Here is a 23856-nt window from a genome sequence, read left to right as displayed (position 1 = left end):
CCCAGACCGGCGCGACGAGATCCGACCCCGCACCGCGCCGTCCCGCACGGCCCCACCCGACTCGACTCGCCTCAACCGCAAGGACCCCGCATGCCACCCCGCACCCCCCACACCCTCGCGGCCCTGACCACCGCGGCCGCGCTGGGCGCCGCCCTCCTCACCGCCGTACCGTCGGCCGCCGCGGCCCCCGCCAAGTACGCCGACGACTTCAACGGCGACGGCTACCGCGACCTCGCCACCGCCGCCCCCTACACCCCGGTCGGCGGCAAGACCGACGCGGGCGCCGTCGTCGTCACCTACGGCTCCGCGAGCGGCATCGGCGCCGCCCGCCGCACCGTCCTCACCCAGGACACGGCCGGCATCCCCGGCACCGCCGAGCAGGGCGACCGCTTCGGCAAGTCCCTCACCTCCGGCGACCTCAACGCCGACGGGTACGCCGACCTCGTGATCGGCAGCGTCGGCAAGGACGTCGGATCCGACGCCGACGGTGGCTCCGTCACGGTCGTCTGGGGCGGCAAGAGCGGCCTGTCCGGCGGTCGCGGCGTCCCCGACCCGGCCGTGCCGGCCCACGACGAGTACGGCATGTCCCTCACCGTCGGCGACTTCGGCGGGGACGGCCGCCCCGACCTCGCCGTCGGCAGCACCGGCAGCGACATCTGGATCCACGAGGGCTTCACCAAGGCCTCCGGCCCCGGGTCCCGCCACGAACTCGCCACCGGCCTCCAGACCGGCAGCAGCATCTACGGCGCCCAGCACCTCTCGGCCGGCGACCTCAACGGCGACGGCACCGACGACCTGGTCGTCACGGGCAGCGAGGCGTCGACGTACGACGACGGCAACATGATCTACCTCGGCTCCGCCTCCGGCCTCACCTACCAGACGTTCCTCAAGAACGGCGGCTGGGAGCTGGCGACCGTCGGCGACCTGAACGGCGACGGCTACGACGACGTCGTCTCGGCGGCGTACGGCGGCGACGGCAAGAGCCTCGGCGGCTCCGTCAGCGCGTACCTCGGCAGCGCGAACGGCGTCCGTACCCAGCCCCAGACCACGATCGACCAGGACACCGCCGGGGTCCCGGGCGCCGACGAGGAAGGCGACTGGTTCGGCAACGCCCTCTCCATCGCCGACGTCAACGGCGACGGCTACGGCGACCTGGCCGTCGGCACGCTCCACGAGACCATCGGCACCGCCGAGATCGCCGGCAGCGTCACCGTCCTGCGTGGCTCGGCCGCCGGCCTGACCGCCACCGGCGCCCAGGCGTTCACCCAGAACACCGCCGGCGTCCCCGGCACCGCCGAGACCGCCGACCGCTTCGGCGCGTCCGTACGCCTGTCCGACCTCAACGGCGACGGCAAGGCGGACCTGTCCGTGGGCTCCGACGGCGAGAACCACCCCTCCGGCGCCGTCTACAGCCTGCGCGGCTCGGCCTCGGGCGTGACGACGAAGAACACGGTCAGCTTCGGACCCGGCTCGCTGGGCATGTCGACGACCGGCTACCTGAGGCTTGGCCAGGACATGCTCGGCTGACGCCGCCGCGAGCGGCCGTGGTGCTGCCCGTACGGCGGAACCCTGACCGCCCACGGACGCCCAAGGCCCTTACCCCCTAAGGGATGTCACAGCTCGGCCGCAAAGCCGGGCCGGGAAGCCCGGGCCCGGCACACCACCGCGCGGGACCAGGTACGTTCGAAGACGTGGCTGGATTCAGGATCGGACGCGGCCGGAACAACGGCGCTCCTCAGACGCGACCGCAAAACCCTCCGTACGGGCAGCAGACGCCGCAGGGACCGTCGTACGGCTACCCGCCGGCGCCGCCTCAGCCGTACCCGCAGCAGCCGCCGTACGGCAACGGCGGCGGCCCCACCTGGCCGCAGCCGACCGCCGCGCGGCCCAGCGGCGGCTACGGCGACCAGGGCGAGCCGGAGTACTTCGGCGACGGCGCGTACCCGCCCGGCCCCCAGGGCCCGCCCGACCCGTACGCGGCGAACAACCCGGGCCACACCCAGGCCTTCGCGGTCGGCGATGACCCCTACATCCAGGGCGACACCTACCGCGCCGGCTCGGCCGCCCCGCCGCCCGGCCCGGTCGGCCCGCGCCTGCACTGGAAGGCCCTGCTCAGGGGCATCGTCCTCGCCCCCAGGCAGACGTTCCTCCAGATGCGGGACTACTCGATGTGGGGCCCGGCCCTCATCGTCACGTTCCTCTACGGTCTGCTCGCCGTCTTCGGCTTCGACGGCGCCCGCAAGGATGCGATAAACGCCACACTCTCGAACGCCGTCCCCATCGTCCTGACGACGGCGGTCGCGATGGTGATCAGCGCGTTCATCCTCGGCGTGGTCACCCACACCCTGGCCCGCCAGCTCGGCGGCGACGGCGCCTGGCAGCCCACGGTCGGCCTGTCCATGTTGATCATGTCCATCACGGACGCACCCCGCCTGGTCTTCGCGATGTTCGCCGGCGGCGACGCGACGTTCGTGCAGTTGCTGGGCTGGGCCACCTGGATCGCGGGCGGCGCGCTGCTGACCCTCATGGTCAGCCGCTCCCACGACCTGCCCTGGCCGAAGGCGCTGGGCGCGTCGGCGATCCAGCTGATCGCGCTGCTGTCGATCGTGAAGCTGGGCACGGTCTGAGGCTCTGCACGGCGTGAGAAAGGGGCTCCCCGGAGGGGGAGCCCCTTTTCTCGGTGTCTCTCGTGTCTCTCGTGTCTCTTGAAGCCTTTTGCAGCCTCTTGATGTCAGGCGTCGAGCACCTGGTCGGCCCGGCGCACCACGGGCGGCTCCACGGATCAGGCCAAGGTTACCGACGCGCTACGACGCGTGATCGCTGGGTGCGGAGAAGCTCACTGAGCCGCGAGAACCTCTCGTGCCATCTGCAGCTCCGAGACCGCGCCAGACGGCGCGACCACGCGGAAGGGCTCGCCGAAGTCGCTGAACGATTCATCGAGATCCGTGGCCGGGCAAGTGACCCGTAGAAGGAGAGGGCTGCCCTCAGCGGCGATGTAGAACTCCAGCGGACCCCCCGCACGTTCGTACGTTAGTTTGATGGCGGATCGCTGCTGCACCTTCACCGACTGCTGACTTGGGTTTTCTTCAGCAAGATGCTCCAGGGAAGGAATGCGCTTCTCCAGCCAGGTCCGGCGGGTCGTTGACTTGCACATTTCACCCATGACCTCGTACGTGGCGGCGCCACGCTTCACCCACCGGTCAGCCATCACCTCCACCCGTACGGGATCTTCTTTGGCTTCGGGTGACAGTTCGAGGGCCTCTTTGCTACCTCGCGAATACAGCGCGGACTCGGTGACGATGAAGTCGAGGGAGGCGGGCCCCTTTCGGGAGTGTGCTTCGCATGCCGCCTTGTCCCCGCTCAGGGCAATACGCTGGGTGGTTGTCCCCTCGGTCTTCGTACGCCGGGTCGAGCTCAGGTACTCCTGATCGAAGGTTGCGTCGATTGCCTTGTGAACAAGCGCGGCGGCCTCGGCGCCGCGCGACCCGCCACCGCTGTTCGATGCGCCGGCTGCCGCCGGCTTGGAACTACGCGCCTTGCCGCTCTCCTCGGCGTCCTTCGTGTCACTTGCGCCAGAGCCGCATCCGGCCAGTGCAATGAGCGCGACGGCCGCGCCCGCGACGGCTGTCGTCGCTCTTCGGGGGCGTCGGCCCAGCGTGCTGTTCATAGCTGGCATGCAGATCTCCCTGAGAGGCGCCACGAAGGATGGCTAATAATGCACCCATCTGGCGGCTCGCATTCCAGGAGGGCATGTGCTGCCGCCTGGATGGCCATACGCCTGGTGCGGATCAACGCCCTGAGTAGACCTCACCAGACCTCGGCTGTACAGCAGCCAATGTCAGCAACCACACCCCGAAGGTGGCCAACACGCACGAAATCCCTCGGGTGACTCCGAGGGATCTCAAGACACGCCACTGGGCGGAGAGTCGCAGGTCAGAGCGCTTCCTTGTTCTCCTTCGGCGCATCGCCGGACCTATGTACCGGAGGCAGAACACTCCACGGGAAGTTGATCCAGTCGTCGGTCCGCTTCCACACGTACTCGCACTTCACGAGCGACTGGGACTTCTCGTAGATGACAGCGCTGCGCACCTCGGCGACGGTGTCGAGGCAGAAGTCGCGGACCAGCTTGAGCGTCTTGCCGGTGTCGGCGACGTCGTCGGTGATCAGCACCTTCTTCTCGGAGAAGTCGATCACATTGGGGACGGGAGCGAGCATGACGGGCATGTCCAGGGTGGTCCCCACACCCGTATAGAACTCCACGTTCACGAGGTGGATGTTCTTGCAGTCGAGGGCGTAGGCGAGCCCGCCGGCCACGAAGACACCGCCGCGGGCGATGCTGAGCACTATGTCGGGCTCGTACCCGTCGTCGGCGATGGTCCGCGCGAGCTCGCGCACGGCGACGCCGAACTGCTCGTAGGTCAGGTTCTCCCGGACGTCACTCACGCGCTGGCCGCTCACACCTGGGTCCGATGGAAGTTGAGGAAGGACCGGGAGGCGGTCGGCCCCCGCTGTCCCTGGTACCGCGACCCGTACCGCTCGCTCCCGTACGGGAAGTCGGCGGGCGAGCTGAGCCGGAACATGCACAGCTGCCCGATCTTCATCCCCGGCCACAGCTTGATGGGCAGGGTGGCGAGGTTGGACAGCTCCAGGGTCACGTGCCCGCTGAACCCGGGATCGATGAACCCGGCGGTGGAATGGGTGACCAGCCCGAGCCGCCCCAGCGAGCTCTTCCCCTCCAGCCGGGAGGCGAGATCGTCGGGCAGCGAGATGACCTCGTAGGTACTGGCGAGGACGAACTCCCCGGGGTGCAGGATGAACGGCTCGTCCCCCTCCGGCTCGACGAGCCGGGTCAGATCGGCCTGCTCGATGGCGGGGTCGATGTGGGGGTAGCGGTGATTCTCGAACACCCGGAAGTAGCGGTCCAGCCGCACGTCGATGCTCGACGGCTGCACCATTGCGTCGTCATACGGATCGATCCGTACTCGTCCGGCGTCGATCTCGGCCCGGATGTCCTTGTCTGAGAGAAGCACGCCCCGAGGATACGCAAGGCGCGCGGAGCGACCACAATCGGACGACTCCGCGCGCCTGCCTGCGTGCTTCTGGCGGCCCTGCCGCTACCGCTTCTCGTAGCTCACGGGCACGACGCTCCGGAGCCGCGCACATCGCGGACACCGAAGCAGCCGGCCCGGGCCGAGCCGCTCGGCCTGCTGCATCGGGAACGAAGCGGTGGTGAACACGTGCCCATCCGCACAACGGACGACGGTGCGCTCCATCAAGTCCAAGAGTCCCTTCCCCAAGAGCCGCGTCCGGCTGCTGCTTGCCTGACGACAAAAGCCACAGTACGGGATCAAAGGGACGGCCCTCCAGGCGGCACCCCGGTCCCGCCCGGACCCTCGCCCACGCCTCCACCGTACGCCCCAACTCCGGTCACCCGCAGCCTGATCCCACCCCCTGAAACGCCCTCAGGCCTCGCGGCTTGAACACCGGAGGCCTGGCATGAGGTAGAGTGGGCGAGCATTCGGACACCGACTCCGGTCGGCGTCTTACGCGGGTGTAGTTTAATGGTAGAACATCAGCTTCCCAAGCTGAGAGCGCGAGTTCGATTCTCGTCACCCGCTCCATGTGAAACCCCCAGGTCAGAGACCCGGGGGTTCTTTGTTGTCTAGACCGGTGGCCCGGTCGCGCACCATAACCGCACCATTAGCCCTCGGCAGCCTCCTCGCTGTGGTGCGCGGGGTCGTCCGTGTGCCACTTCGCACGCTCGGCGCGCACCAGGTCGTCAAGCCCGGCAGCCACCTCCCGCTGCCGCTCCTCGTCGGAGTGCTGATAGATCAGCGCGGCCTTCTCGGAGGACTGCCCGGCACGGACCATCGTGTCCTTGAGGGTGGCACCGGAGCGGGCCGACAGGGTGTGCCCGGTGTGACGGAGGTCGTAGAAACGGAAGCCGTCCGGGAGACCGACGACCGCGCGAGCCCGGCGCCACTTCCGACCGAAGGAGGTACGCCTGAAGGGCGCGCCCTTCTCGCCGACGAAGACCAGGCCCTCGGGACCCTTCTCGGCGTACCAAGCGAGGTGCCGCTTCACCTCCTTGTGCAGGAAGGCGGGGAGGACGACGTGCGAACGCCCGCATCGGACTTGGTCTCGCCGGGAGCGCGTCTGCCGTTCGTCCGCTCGGGCTCGGCCATGCGGACACGGCTCGCCTTGCGCCACTTGCGTCCGAAGGTCGAGCGGCGGAAGGGCGCTCCCTTCTCGCCCACGAACAGGAGGCCGTCCGGCTCTTTCTCGCCGAACCACTGCAGGTGGCGGCGTAGCTCTGGCTTTAGGAAGTCAGGCAGGTAGACGGTGCGCTTGCCCGCCCGGGTCTTGGGGGCGCCCGTGACGCGCCTGCCATTGGTCAGCTCCGGGGAGGCGAGCGTGACCCGCAACGAGCATTCGCCAAGATCGACACTGTGACGGCGCAGTTCGGCCAGTTCCTCCGGGCGGAGCGAGGCGAAGGCACCGAGCAGGACCATCAACCGCCAGCGCGGGCCCATGGCATCAGCCAGGTCGAAGACCTGCTCGACGGTGGCAGTGGGGCGCTCGTCGGCCTCCTCCTTGCCAGCGCCCTTGATACGGCAGGGGTTGCTGCGCAGGAGGTCGTCGTCTACCGCCGTCTGCAGGATGGCCTTCAGCAGGCGGTACGACTTGGCCACCGTGGTGGCGCCGGTCGCCTTCAGGCGCTCGGCTCGCCACGTGCGGACGGAGGGCGGGGTGATCTCGTCCAGGTCCTCGCCGCCGAAGGTCGGCAGGATGTGGAGGCGCAACAGGCCGTCGTAGCGGTCGAGCGTGGGCGGGGCCAGGCCGCGCTCCTCCATCCATCGCAGTGCGTACTTCTCGAAGTTGACCGCGCCGGCATCGGGATCACGCCAGTGGGTGCGTTCGATGTCGGCGCGGGTGAGGTTGAGCCAGTCCTGGGCGTCCGACTTGCTGTCGAACGTCTCCGGTGCGGTGTACCGCTGTCCGTCCGGGCCGAGGTAGCGGGCCTGCCACCGGCCGGAAGCGAGCTTGCGTACCGTGCCGAACTCGCGACGCCGCTGCGGCTTGCGTCCCGCCATCAGGCCGCCTTCCCGAAACGGGCACGGACGCGGCGAACCCGAGGTTCGTCTCCGCGCTTGAGCCGCGCCAGCCGAGCGCCTTGCGGGCTTCCTGAACGCTCGAAGATGGAGGACGGCCCCGACCCGGTGGTCCTCTTCCGAGACCCGTCATCGTGGGGCCAGACGCACGATCGCGTTCCCCTCAGCCGTCTGTCCCATTCCCACACCGGCCGCGCGATCACCTTCGCGCCCCTGATTCACAACGGAGAATGCTGATGACCGAGGCTGACGGCGACACCACCGAGGCCGCAGGCGGCCGGCGGATCGCCGTCCTCGGAGAGATGCTTGAGCTGGGCGACGAGGCGGTGGAAGCCCACCGCGAGATCGGCCGCTTCGCGGCCGAGAGCGGCGTCAATCTCATCGTGGCAGTCGGCGGAGACCTCGCCAAGCAACTGGCCCTCTCGGCAGGCGCGGCGGGGGTGCCGGACATTGCGCTGGTAGGCGACAACGCCACCGCTGCCGCCTACCTCGAATCCATCCTCCGTCCCTGTGACGCTGTGCTCGTCAGGGCGTCGCGCGGCGGCCAGCTCTGTCAGATCGCCCAAGCCCTCACCGGGCAGGCCGTCACGGGCCTGTGAGCCGGCGGCAAGGTGCTGTACGAGCTGTAGCGGGCGTGCGGGTCCGCTTCCAAATCGACGGCCACGACTGGAGCGGTCGCCGCGAGCTCGTCGAGCACCGTCTGCTGCCGAAGGTGCCCGCGGTCAGCGCCGAAGCCGCACACGAGGAGTTCGTGGACGCCACGGCCAGCGTGTGCACCGCCCCCGCTGCTCAGCGGTGCCAGGTGTTCGCTGGGGCATTCTCGGCGGATGTGGCCTTCACCGGCTCGGTGACCTTCACCGGTTCCGTGCCGACCGCGCTGTGCCGCTCCGCCCAGGACTCCAGGGCCGTGCGGCAGGCGTGGTCGAGGTGGTGCAGGCCGGACAGGTCCAGCTCGACCGGGCGGTCCTGCGGCAGCGCCTCCAGGCTGTCGAGGATCTTCGGCAGCCGCAGGAAAGTGGCGTTACCCGACAGGTAGACCTGGATGGGACCGGCGCTCTTGTCTATGACCTCCAGCTTCACGTGTGAAGCCTCCCAGGCGGCTTTGACGACGGCCAGGGCCAGACCGATCAGGACGCCCTCGAACATGTTCACCGCGACGATCGACACGGCCGTGACCACGAGGATCAGCGCCTCGCCCTTGTGGCTGCGCCACAGCGCCACGACCTGGCGGAACGGGATCAGCTTCCAGCCCGCGTGCACCAGGATGCCGGCGAGGGCGGGCAGCGGGATCAGGGCCAGGGCCCACGGCATCGCGGCGGCGAACAGCAGCAGCCACACGCCGTGCAACACACGGGACGCCTTGGTCTTCGCACCCGCGGCGACATTGGCGGAGCTGCGCACGATCACCGCGGTCATCGGCAGCGCGCCGAGCACACCGCACACGGTGTTGCCCGCGCCCTGGGCGATCATCTCCTTGTTGTACTCGGTGCGCGGACCGTCGTGCAGCCGGTCCACGGCCGCCGCGCTGAACAGGCTCTCCGCCGAGGCGATCAACGCGAACGCGATGATCGTGCCCCAGACGGCCGGGCCGGCCAGCTCACTGAAAGCTTCGGCTCCGGGCGGCTGGATGACGCCGAGCAGACCATCCACCTGGACGGTCGCGACCGGGAGGTCGAGGGCCATGGCGGCGACCGTGGCCAGGACCACCGCCGCGAGGGCGCCCGGCACGGACCGCACGGCCTGCGGCAGCTTCTTCCACAGCACGATGACGGCGATGGTGCCCGCGCCGATCGCGAACGAGGCCAGAGCCTCGGTGCTGCCCAGGGCGTCGGCGAACGCCCCCGGCAGCCCCACGATCTTGCCGATGCCGGTCTCCGGGGCCTTCAGGCCCGCCGCCGCGTAGATCTGCCCGGCGATGATCACCAGACCGATACCGCAGAGCATGCCCTCGACGACGGAGACGGAAATCGCCCGGAACCAGCGGCCAATCTTCAAAAAGCCCATGGCGAGCTGGAGCAGACCGGCGAACAGCACGATCACACCGAGCGCGGCCACGCCGAACTCGCTGACGGCCTCGAAGACCAGCACGGTCATGCCCGCGGCGGGCCCGGAAACCTGAAGGCTGCTGCCGGGCAGGAGTCCGGTGACGATGCCACCCACGATGCCGGTGACCAGGCCGAGTTCGGCCGGAACGCCGGAGGCGACCGCGACACCGACACACAGCGGTACGGCGACCAGGAAGACGACGACGGAGGCGAGGAAGTCCTGCCGCAGGTAAGGGAACTTCGACAGCATGGTCACCAACTCCCTTACCGCATCTCGAAGGTGCCGGACTCTGCGTGGTGCTCCCGCAACAGCCGGTCGCACACGGCCGGTTCGGCGGCCAGGTCGTTGCGCCGCACCACCGCGCCGTCGGGGCCGCGGTGGGAGTGACCACGCACCACGACGTTTTTGACGCCGAGTTCCTGCGCGGCGTACTCGATCGTGGCCTTCTCGCCAGCGAAAGTGGCGGTGGCATACGGCGGGAGGGTGTGGCCTCCGACGAGGCGAGTGAACTCCTTGGGGCGCTGTCCGAATAAGCGGGCGTTGTCGATGCGGGGCTGCATGGCGTGGGACCTCCTGGCGCGCCGTGGGGTGCGCGTCGGACTTACCGGGCACGGGGGTGTGGGGTGCTGCTCTACGGCTCAGCAGCGGAAGACCTGCAGAGCGGCCGGCGAGTGGGCTGTCGTCCATCTCGACATGCCGTGGTACGCGAGGCGGAGCATGGCCTGCTTGGACGCGGCCGAGGTGCATGCCTTCATCAGCCGGCGGTCCGGCGCTTCGGAGACACAGCCGACGGCGGGGTGCCGGTCGCCGGTGCGCAGGGAAGCGGTCTTTGGCCTTGGCGTGACGGACTGTGTACGGGGATACGAAGGGCGTCGTCGATTCGCAGTACTGGAAAGCGACCAGGACGGCGGTGAGGGCGAAACCACGGTCCGGGACTTCGCACCTCGGAACATGCACACCCCCAGGCAGCCCATTACCTTTTGTGTGTACCAATGGTCGGTCAAAGGCCAGTCAAGAACACGTTAACTTGGCAAAGCCGTTTGCGGGGTTAACTGAGCGTTTGCAGGTCAAGAGAGCCTGAAAACAGAAGTGGAGCTGGCGAGAAACTGTTACCGCCCCAAAGAAGGCACACATTTGCGTGGTCACGCGACCTTCACACCCTGCCCTTCATCGGTCATGTCGTGACGGGGCACTCGTCCGGTGACTCACACGGAGGGGTGGTCGGATGTGATCGTCGCTGTGGCGGTGTTGTTACTGCCCGTGCTCGCGGGGCTGCTGGCCGGTATGGCCTGGTGGGAGGAGCGGTTGTTCCGCCCTTCTGACGCGCCACGTCACGCCGGCACCCGCCGTCACCTGCGGCTGATCCGAGGAGAGCGTGATGCTCCGGCGCATGAACCACACACCGGCGCACGGCGGCGCCACGCCGCTTGATGAGGCGGCGTGGCGCTTCGGACTGCGCTTGACAGGTGATTCGAGGTATCACTCCGGGGCGAGACCGCCTGGCTCGTAAGCGATCTTCGAGGGCTTACCTCTGCTCACCCTTTCCCGCGGCGGCAGGCCAGCCATACGATCGCGGCACCCACGGTCGCCGCCAGCAGCACTGTTCGGTTGTCCCGCGCTGCCCGCGCTCCCTGGGCTGCTTTCTGCCGCACGGGTTCGGGCGCCTTCTCCTGGAGCAGGTGACCGGCCCGGGCAGCCTGGAACCGTGCCTGCTCGGCGGCGTGAGCCGCCTTGTCCTTCACCGGATCCGGCAGCTTGTCCTGCACCTGGTGTGCGGCCTCAGCTGCCTTGGCCTTCAGTTCCCCCGCCTTCACGGCTGCCTGCTGCTTGACGTCAGCGGCCTTCTCCTGTGCCTTGGTCGTCTTGGCATCGGTCCTGGCTGCCAGCGACTCGATCGTCTTCCCGAGCCCCTGACGGGTCCCCTCGATCTGCTCGCGCAGTTCCTCGGGGCTGGAAGCGGTCTGTTCGTCGTGAGGCGGCTGGGTCATCGCTGTGCACTCTCCTTGATCTCGGCCACGTCGGCCTTCACGCTGTCGATCGTCTGCTGGGGTGCTGGTGGCGCACCCTCACTGACCTGCTTCTTGCCCATGAGGGCCATGGGCGCGGTGATCGCGCCCAGTACCGCGGTGATGATCAGTGCCGCGGCCCATACCGGCAGCGGCACCGCGAGGGCGGCGATGGCGGTGGCCACGAGAGCCTGCAGGGTCAGGAAGCCGGCGATGCCGGCACCGCCGAAGAGGCCGCCGCCCTTGCCGTACCGTTTGCCCTTCTCCTTCATCTCCGCCTGCGCCAGCCTCAGTTCGCCGCGCACCAACTCCGTCAGCTGCTGCGAAGCCCGTTGCACCAGCTCGCTGACCGGCTCCGCACCGGAGTCCCGCGTCTGTCGGCTGGGTCCGGCGGAGTGCGACTGTGCACTCGACACGACGATCACCTCCCGTCCTTCCGCCCGCGCCGGGCGGGCCACGTCGGTGCCCGTCCGCCTGGTGGGGGCGCGAGTACCCCGAACGGGCCAGTGCGGACACAGCTGTGACCACCCGTATGAGAAGCCGGTCGTGCCTGGCCGGCAGGGGCACTGACATCAATACGGCCACCATCACGGCCGGCACCGCGCACAGGGCACCGGCCAGCGGCCATGAGGGGGCCACGGCCGCCGTGAACGCGACTGCGGCCGAGGTGTGCCCGGACGGGAACGACGACGACTCGGGACGGTCCTCGACCTCGTCGTGCGGGCGAACCCGGCGGAGGCGATCATCCAGATCACCAGGGCGAGGAAGCTGCCCGGGGTGATCCAGCGGAACCCCTTCACCCTGGCGTTCGGGGTCGCCCAGTACAGGATCGCGATCATGATCGTGACCAGGAGGACCAGGACGGGCCACTTCGCGATCGACCACACCGTCAGCGCGGTGTCGCCCAGACCGAGGGCGGTGCCGGCCTGGCGGGCCAGCCCGCCGGTGAACACCACGATCAGCGCGCTGATCACGGCCACCACCATCAGCACGACCGTCACGCCCAACCGCACCGGCAGCACTTTCCACACCGGCCGGCCCTCGGGCATGTCGTACACCGCGTTGGCCGAGCGGATGAACGCCGCCACGTAGCCCGAGGCCGACCACACCGCCAGCACCAGGCCGACGATCGCCATGACCGAGCCGACACCGGCGTTGCCCTGCAACTGCTCCACAGCCCCGGTGATGACGTCCCGGGCCGCCCCGGGAGCGAACTACTGGAGGTTGTCCAGCACACTGTCCGTGGCCGACTTGCCCACAAGGCCCAGCAGCGACACCAACACCAGCAGAGCCGGGAACAGCGACAACACGCCGTAATACGTGAGCGCCGCCGCGCGGTCGGTCAACTCATCGTCCTTGAACTCCCGCAGGCTGCCTTTCAGCACCGCACCCCACGATCGGCGGGGCAACTCCGACAGCGCATCGGGCGCCCGCCGCTCCACGTCCGGTCCCGGCCCGAAATTCTCCTCAGCTCCGCCGGTCGCGTTCGGCGTGCTTTGCTCCGTCCGGCCAGGTGCCGCATCCGGCCGGTGGCCGTCGCCGGCCTCGTGATCTTTGTGTCCGAGTTTCGGTAGCCGCGCCATGCCCCCCGGGTAACCCCGGTGGACCGAAATCACACGGTTTCTACCGTGGATCAGCATGGACGCCCGTTACTGGGCTGCCGGGACGCCCCTCTACTGTCCGTTCTCATCCCCGGTTCGAAGCGGCGCGGCCCCGGTGGCCCGGGCGAGGTCGCGCTCGAGATCGTCCAGGGCGCGGCGGGCCGCCTCGATGCGTCGGAGCAGGAGGTGCTGGTCCTCGGGCTCTGGCGTCGGGCGGTGTGCTCGCGACGGTTCCCGCTCCTCGTCCATGTCCCGGGCCTCGTCGAGGGAGGTGAGGACGACGCCGATGAGGACGTTGACGAGGACGAAGGAGGCGAGCAGGACGTAGGAGGCGTAGTAGAGGAGGCTCCAGCGGGAGATCTCCAGGCCGGCGCGAACGGCGTCGCCGATGCCGTCCAGGGTCATCAGCAGGAAGAGGGTGAGGACGGCGCGGCCGATGGAGCCGTAGTGCTCGGGGTCGTGGCGGCCGAAGAAGACCCAACCGACCATGGCGTACACGTAGAGCAGCAGGGCGCCGACGAGCAGGAAGCTCAGGGTGCCGGGCAGGCTGCGGGCGACCGCGACGAGCACGATGCGCAGCTGGGGCAGGAAGCGGGCCGTGCGCAGGACCCTGGCCAGCCTGAGCAGCCGGAGCACCGTGGTGTTCTCACGGACGACAGGCAGGAAGGTGCACAGGACCACGGCCAGGTCGAAGGCGTTCCACGGGTCTTTCCAGAAGTCCCGGGGACGGTCGGCGTGGGCGGCCATGCGCAGCAGGATCTCGGCGGTGAACGCGGCCAGGCAGGCGTGCTCGGCAAGCCGTAACGAGCGGGGCCACTCCGCGACGACTCCCGAGTACGTCTCCAGGCCCAGCAGTGCGGCGTTGGTGAGGATCACGACGAAGACAGTGAGGGCGAACCAGCGGGCCTCGGTGACGCCGCGGCAGTACAGCGCGAGTCGGTGACGCCGGGATGGGGCAATGGCCTCAGCCACTTGGTCTTGGTGCTGCGGCATCCTGCTGCCTTTTCTCCTCCGTGCCTGCGACGGCCCGTCCCGGCCCATTCCGCCGGGCGCGGGTTGCTCGTCGAGCGATCAAGCTCCAGAAGAGACTTCTACAGCACTGTAGTTACCGATGCGCGAGCGCCCCGGGAAGCCGGGGCGCTCGGGTCAGTGGCTGCCGTTACGCCGCCTGTGGCTGCAGGAAACGCGCCAGCAGATCGTCCAGGCTCACCATGCCGGTGAGTCGGCCGGAGTCGTCGCGGACCACGGCGAGCGAGGACCGGCGGCGACGCAACAGATCGATCGCGTCGGTGACCGTGGCGTCCTCGGTCAACTCGGGTACCGGGCGGGCCAGCGCACGAGCGGTGGTCGTCCGCCCCTGGGCACGGGCCACCACGGCGTCACGAGCATGCACCGAGCCGAGGACGGCGTCCTGCTCGCGGACCAGGAGCCGGGTACGGTCGCGCTCCGCGGCCACACCCAGGATCACGTCGACGTCGGCGCCGGCGTCGACCGAGGTGATGTCGGTGACCGGGACCTGCAGGTCCCGCACCGGGGTCTCGGACTCCGTCAGCGAACGTGTCAGCAGTTCCGAGTCCGTCTCGCTGATCAGGCCGAGCCGCTCGGACTCGGCCACGAGGTGGGTGAGCTGCTCGCGGTTGTGAACGGAGGCGAGTTCGTCGCGCGGGCTGACTCGGCACAGGCGTACGAGTCCGTTGCTGATCGCGTTGAGCAGCCGGATCAGCGGCCTTACGGCCTTCACCACGGCCCGGAAGGGCGGGGAGAGCAGCATCGCGGAGCGCTCGGGATGGGCGATGGCCCACGACTTGGGGGCCATCTCGCCGAGCACCATGTGGAGGAACACGACCACGATCATGGCGACCGCGAAGGCGACGCCGTAGCTGAGCGCGCTGGGCAGGCCCAGCTTGTGCAGCAGCGGGTCGAGTTCGTGCGAGATCGCGGGCTTGGACACCGAGCCCAGGCCCAGCGTGCACACGGTGATGCCCAGCTGGGCGCCGGCCAGCATCAGCGACAGCTCACGCATGCCGGCCAGGGCCGCCTTGGCCCCGCCCCGGCCCTCGGCCGCGGCCTTCTCCATGCGGTGCCGCTTGGCGGCGACCAGCGCGAACTCGGCGGCCACGAAGAATCCGCTGCCGATCAGCAGCAGCACGGTGACGAAGAGCGCCATCGGGAAACTCATGCCTGCTCCTCCGTCTCCTGGGTCGGTCGCTGAATCCGCACGCGTTCGGGCACGTGCCGGTCGAGGGTGCGTACGTCGATCACGGCGTCGCCGCCGTCGGGCAGCGCGACCGTGAGCCGGTCCCCGATGGTCGGGAAGCGGCCGAGCCGGTCGACGATCAGGCCGGCCACGGTGTCGTAGTCCTCCTCCTCGGGCAACTCGATGCCGGTCGCCTCGGCGACCTCGTCCAAACGACGGCCGGCGTCCACCAGCCAGCCCTCGCCGTCCGCGACGGCGACCTCGGTGACCTTGTCGGACTCGTCGGCGATGTCGCCGACCAGTTCCTCGGCGATGTCCTCGTACGTGACGATGCCCGCCACGCCGCCGTGCTCGTCGAGGACGACCGCGAACTCGTCGTCCCGCTCCCTCATCTGCGTCACGGCGTCCGGCAGCGGGAGAGTGTCCGGCAGCAGCAGCGGCCGCCGGGCGACCGCGCCGGCCAACGTGTCCGTAAGACGGTCTGCGGCCAGGCGCATCAGCTCGGCCACGCCGAGGACGCCGCCGACGTCGTCGGGGTGGTCACCGAGCACGGGGTAGTTCGAGTGGCCGTGCTTGGCGATCAGGCCGACCGCTTCGGCGGCGGTGGCGTCCTTGCGGACGAAAACCGCGTCCACGCGTGGCACCATCACCTCGTCCAGCGTCCGCTCGGAGAACTCCAGCGCGTGGTCCAGCAGCGCGGCGGTGTCCTTGGGCAGCGCACCCTGCTCGTGGGACTCGCCGATCAGATGGCCCAGCTCCTCCAGCGTGGCGCCGTGGTGCAGTTCCTCCACTGGTTCGATGCCGACCTTGCGCAGCAACTTGTTCGCCGCCCCGTCGAAGATACGCACGACCGGACCGACGACCTTCAGATACGCCAGCGTCGAGGCGGCGAGCGCCTTCGCCAGCCGCTCCGGCACGGCGATCGCGAGGTTCTTCGGCGCCAGCTCGCCCAGCACCATCTGCACGACCGTGGCCAGCACGAAGGCCAGCACGACCGAGATCCCGCTCACGGCCGCGTCGGGGATACCCACGCCCGACAGGGCCGGCCTGAGCAACGTGGACACCGAGGGCTCGGCGATGAAGCCGACCACCAGGCCGGTCACGGTGATGCCGAGCTGCGCGCCCGACAGCATGAACGACAGCCGCTCCAGCACCCGCAGGGCACGGGCGGCCTTCTTGTCCCCGGCCTCAGCCTCACGCGCGAGGGCAAGGCGGTCGACGGAGACGTAGGCGAACTCCTGGGCGACGAAGTAGCCGGTGCCCGCGGTCAGCACGAACACGGCCAGCAGGCCCAGGAGGGCGTTCGCGGCACTCATCGGCGCATCGATTGCGAGGGGGCATCCCGCCTCGTGCCGTGCTCAGGAGATGCCTGGCGGGATGGTCGGGGACTGTGCCCCGAGGGGTCCGTCGAGCTGGCGGACAACGGGTGGCTCCTCATTCTAGGTGTACGGACAGACAACGATTCTGGCCGAAATCATGTTCCCGGCCGATGAGAGCACCGCACGCAGCAGATCGAGGTCGTCGCCGATGGACGGCGAGAGGGTGGCCAGCATGGCGATGGCGACACCCCTGTGTCCCCGCTCAACCTGCGCGGGTCCGGCACTGCGAAGCCGGGCCGCCCCGTGCGGGAGCCCGCTCGTGGCGGCCCGGCGGTCAAGCTGCGGCCGGAGCCGCCGGTCCGACCAGCTCGGACAGCACGTCCTCCATGGTCACGAAACCGATGACCTTGCCACCTTCCCCGACAACGGCGGCGAGGTGGCTGCCCTCGGCGCGCAGGGCGGTGAGCGTGTCATCGAGCGGGGTGTCGATGCGCACCCGGGTGACCTTGTGCAACGTGGTGCGCGGGAAGGGGGCATCGCGGTCGGTGACGCCAAGGGTGTCCTTGATGTGCAGGTAGCCCAGGACGGTGCCGTCGGGGCCGGTGACCGGGAAGCGGGAGAAGCCCGCCTCGGCGGCCAGCCGCTCCAGCCGGGCCGGGGTGATCGTGTGGTCGACGGTTCGCATCCGCTGGGCCGGGACCAGGATCTCGCCCACCGGCCGGGTGCCCAGCTCCAGCGCGTCGCGCAGCCGCTCGCCGTCGGCCGGGCTGAGCAGCCCGGCCTCGCTTGAGTCCACGACCATACGGGCGAGCTGGTCATCGGTGAAGACCGACTCCACCTCGTCCTTCGGCTCGACGCGCAGCAGCTTCAGCAGGGCGTTGGCGAAGGCGTTGATGCCGAACACGAACGGCTTGAGCGCCCGGGTGAGCGCCACCAGCGGCGGGCCGAGCAGCAGCGCACTGGGCACGGGAGCGGCGAGCGCGATGTTCTTCGGGACCATCTCGCCGATCAGCATGTGCAGGTAGGTGGCGAGCGTCAGCGCGATGACGAAGGCGACCGGGTGCACGAGACCGTGCGGGATGTGCACCGCCTCGAAGGCGGGCTCCATCAGATGGGCGATGGCGGGCTCGGCGACCGCGCCGAGCACCAGGGAGGAGACGGTGATGCCGAGTTGAGCGGTGGCCATCATCGCGGACAGGTGCTCCAGCGCCCACAACGTCATCCGGGCGCGCTTGTTGCCCGCCTGGGCGCGCGGTTCGATCTGGCTGCGGCGCACGGAGACCAGGGCGAATTCCGCACCGACGAAGAACGCGTTGGTCAGCAGGGTGAGGACGCCGATGGCGAGTTGCAGCACGGTCATCGGGCCTCCTCCAGGATCTGGACGGCCAAGGAGGCGGCCGGTTCGGTGATCCGTATGCGGTCGGCGCGGTGGTGATCGACCTCCAGTACGTCGAAGTGCCATCCGTCGAGGTCCACGACGTCCCCCTTGACGGGGATGCGGGCCAGGCGGGTGGCGACCAGGCCGGCCACGGTCTCGTACGGGCCCTCCGGCGCGGTGAGTCCTATGTCCGTGAGCCGGTCGATGCGGACGCTGCCGTCCGCCTCCCACACCGCTCGCCCGTCCTGCGTCGCCGGAGCGGGCACAAGGTCGGGCACCTCGACGGGGTCGTGCTCGTCGCGCACCTCGCCGACGACCTCCTCGACGATGTCCTCCACCGTGGCCACGCCCGCCGTACCGCCGTACTCGTCGATGATCACGGCCATGGTGCGGTGCTCACGCAGCCGCTCCAGCAGCCGGTCCGCGGTGAGGCTGTCGGGGACCAGCAGGGGCTCCGTCGTCAGCTCGGTGACCTGTGTGACGGCCCGCTTCTCCGGCTCCAGGGCGAGCACGTCCCGGATGTGGACCGTGCCGACCACCTCGTCCAGGCTGTCGCGGTAGACCGGGAAGCGGGACAGGCCGGTCGCATGGCTGAGATTGGCCGCGTCAGCCGCCGTCGCGTGCACCTCCAGGGCCTTGACGTCGACCCGCGGCGTCATCACGTTCTCAGCGGTCAGCTCGCCCAGATGCAGGGTCCGCACGAACAGCTCCGCCGAGTCCGCCTCCAGAGCGCCCTCGGCAGCCGAGCGCCTGGCCAGCGCGCCCAGCTCGTCGGCGGTGCGGGCGGAGGCCAGCTCCTCGGCCGGCTCCAGACCGAAGCGGCGTACGAAGCGGTTCGCGGTGTTGTTCAGGTGCCCGATGAACGGGCCGAACGCGGCCGTGAACGCGCGCTGCGGGCACGCGACCACCTTCGCGACCGCCAGCGGCCGGGAGATCGCCCAGTTCTTCGGCACCAGTTCGCCGACCACCATCAGCACGACGGTGGACACCATCACGCCCAGCACGGTCGCCACCGAGGAGGCGGCACCGCCCAGACCCATCGCACGCAGCGGGCCACGGAGCAGCGCCGCGAGGGACGGCTCGGCGAGCATGCCGATCACCAGGGAGGTGACGGTGATGCCCAGCTGTGCGCCGGACAGCTGGAGCGTGAGACGTCGTACGGCCTTCAGCGCACCCTCGGCGCCAGGCTCGCCCGCCTCGGCGGCCCGCTCCAGTTCACCGCGCTCCACGGTGGTCAGTGAAAACTCGGCCGCGACGAACACCGCGCAGGCCAGCGTCAGCAGCAGAGCGAGCAGGAGCAGCAGTATTTCGGTCACCGTGCCACCCCCGCTCCCTCAGTGGCCGCATGGCGCGGACGGCGGGCAATGGCACGGCTGCTACTAGGAGGATCACCCATCGGGAGACCGTCGCTCCTTCTCGAACACGTAGGAAAACAAGGTGTGGCAGCAGGATGGCCTGCTTCTACAACAACTGTAAAGGAGCCGCAAAATCCCTCACAGGCCCAGGGTCCTGCGCAGCATCGGCAGGCTGCGGTCCTGCCAGGGGGTGCCCAGAGCCATCATCTGTCCGGCGCAGAACCCGATTTCGGCCGTTCCCGGCGGGCCTGCGTGGACCGTGCTCCTCATCACCTCCGATCAGCCTATGCTTCTACTCGCTTGTAGAACGCTCGCGCGGGCAGGGAGTCGCGCACCCTCGGGCGGCACCGGCCCCGCGGAAGACACGCACGTTTAAGGAGTGGACGCCACCATGGTGTTCAAACGACTGCTCGGCTCACTCGGTGTGGGCGGCCCCACCGTCGACACGGTCCTCGACCCGGGTCCCGTCCGGCCCGGCGACACGCTCACCGGACAGGTCCACCTGAAGGGCGGCAGCGCCGACTTCGACATCGAGCACATCACCCTCGAACTCGTCGCGCGGGTCGAGGCCGAGCACGCCGAAGGCGAGAGCGAGGGCACCGTCGCCTTCGACCGGTTCACCGTCGGAGGCGGCTTCAGGCTCGCCGAGGGCGAGCAGCGCAGTGTGCCCTTCAGTGTGACGCTGCCGTGGGAGACCCCGATCACCGAACTGCACGGCCAGCCCTTGGGCATCGTGCTGGGCGTGCGCACCGAACTGTCGGTGGCGGGCGCCAAGGACAAGGGCGACCTCGACCCGCTGACCGTAGGCCCGCTGCCCGCCCAGGAAGCGATCCTCGAAGCCCTCGGCCGGCTCGGCTTCGGCTTCAAGTCCGCCGACCTGGAGTACGGGCGCATCGGTGGCACCGGCCAGCAGCTGCCCTTCTACCAGGAGATCGAGCTGACCCCGGCGCCGCAGTACGCGCACCAGGTCAACGAGATCGAGGTGACCTTCCTGGCCAACCCGGGCGGCGTGGATGTCGTTCTGGAGGCCGACAAGCGCGGCGGCTTCTTCTCCGGCGGCCATGACGCGCTCACCCGCTTCACCGTCGGCCACCACGACTCCCGTGACTGGAACTCGGAAGTCGAGGGCTGGATCCGGCAGTTGGTCGAGCATCGGGCGTCGCACGGCTCTCACGGCACCTACGGTCACGGTGACCCGTACGCCGGGCACGGACACGGCGGGCACCACGGGCACGGCGACCACCACCACCGTTCCGGCCCCGGCATGGGCACCGTCGTCGCCGCGGGTGCCGCCGGGCTCGCGGTCGGTGTCGTCGGCGGCATGGTCGCGGCCGAAGTCGTGGACGAGGTCGGGGACTTCTTCGAAGGCGACGAGGAGGACGAGGGCTGATAGCAGGGCCCGGCAGACGGTAAAGGATGCACAAGCAGAGGGCGGGTAGACGCACCTCCCCGCCCCCTGCTGATAACTTCTACTACGTTGTAGAAGAAGCGTTGTCCGGAGCCCCCCGGTCCGGGCATCCCCCGACGCGTATGGAGTCCTCATTCATGGCCCTGTGGGACCGCCTCAAGGAGTCCGCATCGACGATGCAGACCCAACTCATGGCGAAGAAGAACGACCTGAAGAGCGGCGCTTTCCGCGACGCCAGCATGGCGATGTGCGCGCTCGTCGCCGCCGCCGACGGCACGGTCGACCCGTCCGAGCGGCAGCGGGTGGCCCAGCTCATCGCCACCAACGAGGTGTTGCAGAACTTCGACGCCGACGACCTGCGCCGCCGCTTCGAGGAGAACCTCAACAAGCTCACCACCGACTTCGACTTCGGCAAGGTGAGCGTCATGCAGGAGATCGCCAAGGCGAAGAAGAAGCCCGCCGAAGCACGGGCCGTCATCCAGATCGGCATCGTCATCGGCGGCGCCGACGGCGACTTCGACAAGGACGAGCAGGCCGTGGTCCGCGAGGCGTGCTACACCCTTGGGCTGCCGCCCCACGAGTTCGATCTCTGACCGACCCTGATCGTGCGGCCGGCCGACGGCCCTTCGGTGTCGGCCCGCCGCGAACACGGCGACAACCGGAGTGGAAATGCCGGACGTCGGCCGACCCACGAGGTGGAGCTCCCTGCGGCATCCGCGCACGGCCGCGGTCCTGGCCAGTGCCGTGATGCTGGTCAGCATCGTGCTCTCAGCCCTGCCCCACGAAAAGGTCCCGCTGCCGTTCAGCGCCGGCTAGCACCAGGACCGGCACACGAGCACCGCAACCGTCACCGATGAGGCCAAAACCGTCTTCCGTCTCGTGGAGGGGGCGGGACTCCCCGTCGCGAACGCGGTCCTCTACGCCCACCGCGAGGTGGATCCCGACGGGCTCCTGGGGGCGCAGAACAACTACCGCAGCACGCTGACATTCGAGGACCGGCGGATCGACAGCGGCGCGGTCACCGCGCCCGATCCCGGCAGCGTCCACCTTGGCGGTGCGATCGAAACGTTCCCCGGCGCGGAAGCCGCCCGCACCCGCACCGAGCGCCTGCAGACCTCCGCGTCCCACTCACCGGCCCACGCCGAGCACGCCTACCTAAAAGGGCGGGTTCTGTCGCGCCTGTCCCCGTACCTGACGGAGAGCGCGGCCGACGCCTATGCCGCAGCACTCGAGGACGCCATCGAGATAGCCCGGCCGGCCACGGAAAGGAACACGGCGGACGCCTAGTGGGCCCTCGTTCGGCTCTCGCTCCAACCAGGTACGTCGCAGGGCCTACGGCCCAGAACTGGGATGCCGGACTGGCTGGAGCGGCCGCCATGAGCGATCACACCGGATCTCAGGCCGTACCGCCGGTGCTGCTCGACGCGGGCGTGCGCTTTTACCTCCATCTCGACCCGCTCACCTGGGCTGAGCGATTCCTGCACTGCCAGGCGAACCAGAGGAACAGGCCACGACGTCCAGTCAGGCCAGGAACACCGTCGCACACTCGCGCCTCACCGGATGTCCTCGGGATCGAGGTCGGCTCCCGCGACCAGAGTCACGACGTCAGCTGCAACACCCGTGTCCTGCTCGGCCCGCGCATCGGGCAACCGGGCGGCGAGCACCTCGGCCTCGGCGTCCAGGCCCTGCGGATGGCTGACCGTGGTGGCGCGCGTGGTCTCCGGGGCGTTGCCCGTGCCGACGACGGCGAAGCCGGCCTCGCGGAGCTTCTCGGCAACAGCGGCGGCACGGCCGGAGATGCCGGTGCCGTTGAGGACCTGGACGCGCACGGAGGACGCGTGAACGGGATTCTTGGCGTCCACCTGGAGCTGCTTCTTGTCGACCTCCTCGTCCTTGGCCAGGGAGGTGAACAGGTCGGCGGCTTGCGGATACTGCCACACGAGGTTGGCCTTGTCGGTGGGCACATCGGCCTCGCGCGGGTAGTTGGGCACGGTGAGGAACGTCAGGCGGTCGCCCGGGATGCCCTTGAGCTCGGAGGCGAGGCCGTACAGCGGCTTGACGCCCGCCAAGTCCTCGTCCGTGGACAGGGACTTGGTGGCGGACTGCAGGAAGCCGTACAGCGCGTTCGGGCTGGTCAGCTTGGACTGCGCCTTCTCGGCCAGGGCCTGCATGAACTCCTGCTGACGGCCGATGCGCCCGGTGTCGGAGCCGTCGCCGATGCTGTAGCGGGCACGGACGTAGCCGAGCGCCTCCTCGTCCCTGACGGTCTGGCAGCCGGCCTCCAGGTCCAGGTGTGCCTTCTCGTCGTGGATGGCCTGCTCCGGGCAGACCGATATGCCGCCGAGGGCGTTGACCATGCCCTTGAAGCCCTGAAAGTCGACGGACATGAAATGGTCGATGCGCAGGCCGGTGTTGGCTTCGACCGTCCTGATGGTGCAGGCGGCGGCCTCGGCGACCTCGCCGCTGGTGCCACCGATCGCGAACGCCTCGTTGATCTTGAAGTGGTGGGGCGCGGACTTGGTGCCGTCACCCTTGTCGCAGGCCGGTATCTCCACCCACGAGTCGCGGGGGAAGGACACGACGGTGGCCCACTCCCGGTTCGCCGGGATGTGCAGCACCATCAGCGTGTCCGACTGCATGGTGGTCAGACCCTTGCCGTACTCCGCGTTGTCGCCGTCGCGACTGTCGGAGCCGACGACCAGGATGTTCTTGGAGCCGGGGCTTAGGTTGACCGGTCGGTTGCCGCCGAGCTTGTTGTCGAGGTCGGCGCCCTGGATGTTGCCGTTCAGATCCTGGTAGAGCCACGCGCCGACACCCGCGATGCCGAGGACGAGCGCCGAGCACACGCCCGCGCTCCACATCAGGAACCGCCCTCGCCGCGTCAGCCGGACCTTCCCTGATCCGGCTGGATCGCGCCGCTTTCCCGTACCGCTCACTGACGCCCACTCCTCCGCCTGGGTTTGTCGTCCGTCACCCTCGGGCGGCCAGCCCCGTGTCCGCCGAACGGCTGAACTCTACATCCATGTAGAGATACGACCGGAAAGGGTGGGCCACACCTCGACCGGGCTCTGCGTGGACGTAACACCCTTGCTCCGCACGCATGCAGGACACGGAAGCCTTGAGGGACTAGGCATGAGCAGCACCAACGACGCGCGGACGGCGATCGGCGAGCCGGCGCGGCCGCTCGGGGGACGGAACCGGGCGGCGAAGGTCAGTGCGTTCTTCGCGCTGGGCGGAGTCGCGTTCCTCGCGAACTTCGCCACCGGCATCGCCTGGATCAACCCCGGCATCTTCGTCGGCCTGGCCATGCTGTGCGCTCTGATCGCCTACCCGCCGGGCACGTGGGCCGCTTCCGGGGACGCCGGGTAGACAGGGAAGGCCGCGGGCTGGCCTTGGCCGGCATCCTGACGGGCTAACTGGTGTTGGTCGTCTGC

22 protein-coding genes, 1 tRNA gene and 3 pseudogenes are annotated in these 23856 nt (G+C 69.3%); 8 read left to right on the top strand and 18 right to left on the bottom strand.

Features of this window, described 5'->3' with window-relative positions; genetic code table 11:
- Nucleotides 1–90: 90 nt before the first annotated feature.
- Nucleotides 91–1527, top strand: a complete 1437-nt coding sequence (locus AOQ53_RS00905) for a VCBS repeat-containing protein (protein WP_063888854.1) — start codon at nt 91–93, stop codon at nt 1525–1527.
- An 83-nt stretch (nt 1528–1610) separates the two neighbouring features.
- Nucleotides 1611–2627 carry a Yip1 family protein gene (locus AOQ53_RS00900; RefSeq protein ID WP_059413977.1) on the top strand — a complete coding sequence of 339 codons (1017 nt, stop codon included), beginning with the start codon at nt 1611–1613 and terminating at the stop codon, nt 2625–2627.
- Nucleotides 2628–2836: 209 nt separating this feature from the next.
- On the opposite strand, the gene AOQ53_RS44035 is transcribed toward AOQ53_RS00900, so the two are convergent.
- The 3 genes from AOQ53_RS44035 to dcd form a co-directional block, all read right to left on the bottom strand.
- Complete coding sequence (locus AOQ53_RS44035) at nt 2837–3667, bottom strand: hypothetical protein (RefSeq protein WP_148640271.1); 831 nt, start codon at nt 3665–3667, stop codon at nt 2837–2839.
- 266 nt (nt 3668–3933) lie between these two features.
- Nucleotides 3934–4443 carry a phosphoribosyltransferase gene (locus AOQ53_RS00890; protein ID WP_059414046.1) on the bottom strand — a complete coding sequence of 170 codons (510 nt, stop codon included), beginning with the start codon at nt 4441–4443 and terminating at the stop codon, nt 3934–3936.
- A gap of 11 nt (nt 4444–4454) precedes the next feature.
- Nucleotides 4455–5030 carry a dCTP deaminase gene (dcd, locus tag AOQ53_RS00885; protein WP_059413972.1) on the bottom strand — a complete coding sequence of 192 codons (576 nt, stop codon included), beginning with the start codon at nt 5028–5030 and terminating at the stop codon, nt 4455–4457.
- Between the two features lie 517 nt (nt 5031–5547).
- Here dcd and AOQ53_RS00875 point away from each other — a divergent pair.
- Nucleotides 5548–5621: transfer RNA gene (locus AOQ53_RS00875), tRNA-Gly, on the top strand.
- A gap of 79 nt (nt 5622–5700) precedes the next feature.
- Here the strand turns inward: AOQ53_RS00875 and AOQ53_RS00870 are convergent.
- Nucleotides 5701–6084 carry a site-specific integrase gene (locus AOQ53_RS00870; RefSeq protein WP_059413968.1) on the bottom strand — a complete coding sequence of 128 codons (384 nt, stop codon included), beginning with the start codon at nt 6082–6084 and terminating at the stop codon, nt 5701–5703.
- A gap of 32 nt (nt 6085–6116) precedes the next feature.
- Nucleotides 6117–7094: pseudogene (locus tag AOQ53_RS00865) on the bottom strand (site-specific integrase); the annotation flags it as partial.
- A gap of 254 nt (nt 7095–7348) precedes the next feature.
- On the opposite strand from AOQ53_RS00865, the gene AOQ53_RS00860 reads away from it, so the two are divergent.
- Nucleotides 7349–7711 carry a glutamate ligase domain-containing protein gene (locus AOQ53_RS00860; RefSeq protein WP_174523212.1) on the top strand — a complete coding sequence of 121 codons (363 nt, stop codon included), beginning with the start codon at nt 7349–7351 and terminating at the stop codon, nt 7709–7711.
- Between the two features lie 190 nt (nt 7712–7901).
- Here AOQ53_RS00860 and AOQ53_RS00855 read toward each other — a convergent pair whose 3' ends face one another.
- The 12 genes and pseudogenes from AOQ53_RS00855 to AOQ53_RS47230 form a co-directional block, all read right to left on the bottom strand.
- A complete protein-coding gene (locus AOQ53_RS00855; protein WP_059413966.1) occupies nt 7902–9407 on the bottom strand; it encodes a SulP family inorganic anion transporter in 1506 nt (501 codons plus the stop codon).
- A 14-nt stretch (nt 9408–9421) separates the two neighbouring features.
- Entirely contained in the window at nt 9422–9718 is a 297-nt protein-coding gene (locus AOQ53_RS00850) for a carbonic anhydrase (RefSeq protein ID WP_059413963.1), read from the bottom strand.
- Nucleotides 9719–10693: 975 nt separating this feature from the next.
- The gene (locus tag AOQ53_RS00845; protein ID WP_059413960.1) at nt 10694–11146 is read right to left on the bottom strand and encodes a DUF3618 domain-containing protein; all 453 of its coding nucleotides are present in this window, start codon (nt 11144–11146) and stop codon (nt 10694–10696) included.
- Nucleotides 11143–11580: a phage holin family protein gene (locus AOQ53_RS00840; protein WP_236711515.1), complete on the bottom strand. Its 438-nt coding sequence runs from the start codon at nt 11578–11580 to the stop codon at nt 11143–11145. Before AOQ53_RS00840 ends, AOQ53_RS00845 begins: the two co-directional genes overlap by 4 nt.
- A 160-nt stretch (nt 11581–11740) precedes the next feature.
- Nucleotides 11741–11887, bottom strand: a pseudogene (locus AOQ53_RS47935) (phosphatase PAP2 family protein); the annotation flags it as partial.
- Nucleotides 11887–12747 (bottom strand): annotated as a pseudogene (locus tag AOQ53_RS00835) (YihY/virulence factor BrkB family protein); the annotation flags it as partial. The pseudogenes AOQ53_RS00835 and AOQ53_RS47935, both read right to left, overlap by 1 nt.
- Before the next feature lie 90 nt (nt 12748–12837).
- Nucleotides 12838–13758: an ion transporter gene (locus AOQ53_RS00830; RefSeq protein ID WP_059413958.1), complete on the bottom strand. Its 921-nt coding sequence runs from the start codon at nt 13756–13758 to the stop codon at nt 12838–12840.
- A gap of 166 nt (nt 13759–13924) precedes the next feature.
- Nucleotides 13925–14944 carry a hemolysin family protein gene (locus AOQ53_RS00825; RefSeq protein WP_059413956.1) on the bottom strand — a complete coding sequence of 340 codons (1020 nt, stop codon included), beginning with the start codon at nt 14942–14944 and terminating at the stop codon, nt 13925–13927.
- Nucleotides 14941–16278: a hemolysin family protein gene (locus tag AOQ53_RS00820; protein ID WP_059413955.1), complete on the bottom strand. Its 1338-nt coding sequence runs from the start codon at nt 16276–16278 to the stop codon at nt 14941–14943. The genes AOQ53_RS00825 and AOQ53_RS00820 overlap by 4 nt, the downstream gene beginning before the upstream one ends.
- 337 nt (nt 16279–16615) lie before the next feature.
- The gene (locus tag AOQ53_RS00815) at nt 16616–17641 is read right to left on the bottom strand and encodes a hemolysin family protein (RefSeq protein WP_059413953.1); all 1026 of its coding nucleotides are present in this window, start codon (nt 17639–17641) and stop codon (nt 16616–16618) included.
- A complete protein-coding gene (locus AOQ53_RS00810) occupies nt 17638–18975 on the bottom strand; it encodes a hemolysin family protein (RefSeq protein WP_059413951.1) in 1338 nt (445 codons plus the stop codon). The genes AOQ53_RS00815 and AOQ53_RS00810 overlap by 4 nt, the downstream gene beginning before the upstream one ends.
- Before the next feature lie 177 nt (nt 18976–19152).
- On the bottom strand, nt 19153–19284 hold the full coding sequence (locus AOQ53_RS47230) for a hypothetical protein (RefSeq protein ID WP_269085428.1): 132 nt from the start codon (nt 19282–19284) through the stop codon (nt 19153–19155).
- A gap of 121 nt (nt 19285–19405) precedes the next feature.
- Between AOQ53_RS47230 and AOQ53_RS00805 the strand changes: the two genes are divergently transcribed.
- The 3 genes from AOQ53_RS00805 to AOQ53_RS00795 all read left to right on the top strand — a co-directional run bounded on the left by AOQ53_RS00805 (nt 19406) and on the right by AOQ53_RS00795 (nt 21709).
- Nucleotides 19406–20404 (top strand): sporulation protein, encoded by a 999-nt coding sequence (locus AOQ53_RS00805; RefSeq protein ID WP_059413948.1) that lies wholly within the window; start codon nt 19406–19408, stop codon nt 20402–20404.
- A 155-nt stretch (nt 20405–20559) separates the two neighbouring features.
- Complete coding sequence (locus tag AOQ53_RS00800; RefSeq protein ID WP_059413946.1) at nt 20560–21015, top strand: tellurite resistance TerB family protein; 456 nt, start codon at nt 20560–20562, stop codon at nt 21013–21015.
- Nucleotides 21016–21301: 286 nt separating this feature from the next.
- Complete coding sequence (locus AOQ53_RS00795; protein ID WP_059413944.1) at nt 21302–21709, top strand: hypothetical protein; 408 nt, start codon at nt 21302–21304, stop codon at nt 21707–21709.
- Nucleotides 21710–21975: 266 nt separating this feature from the next.
- On the opposite strand, the gene AOQ53_RS00790 is transcribed toward AOQ53_RS00795, so the two are convergent.
- On the bottom strand, nt 21976–23358 hold the full coding sequence (locus tag AOQ53_RS00790) for an LCP family protein (RefSeq protein ID WP_408055124.1): 1383 nt from the start codon (nt 23356–23358) through the stop codon (nt 21976–21978).
- Between the two features lie 196 nt (nt 23359–23554).
- Here AOQ53_RS00790 and AOQ53_RS00785 point away from each other — a divergent pair, with 196 nt between their 5' ends.
- Nucleotides 23555–23791 carry a hypothetical protein gene (locus AOQ53_RS00785; RefSeq protein WP_059413942.1) on the top strand — a complete coding sequence of 79 codons (237 nt, stop codon included), beginning with the start codon at nt 23555–23557 and terminating at the stop codon, nt 23789–23791.
- Nucleotides 23792–23856 lie beyond the last annotated feature (65 nt).

This window comes from Streptomyces azureus, from assembly GCF_001270025.1.
Lineage (GTDB): Bacteria > Actinomycetota > Actinomycetes > Streptomycetales > Streptomycetaceae > Streptomyces > Streptomyces azureus.
This window is presented reverse-complemented; position numbering and strand designations above follow the sequence as displayed.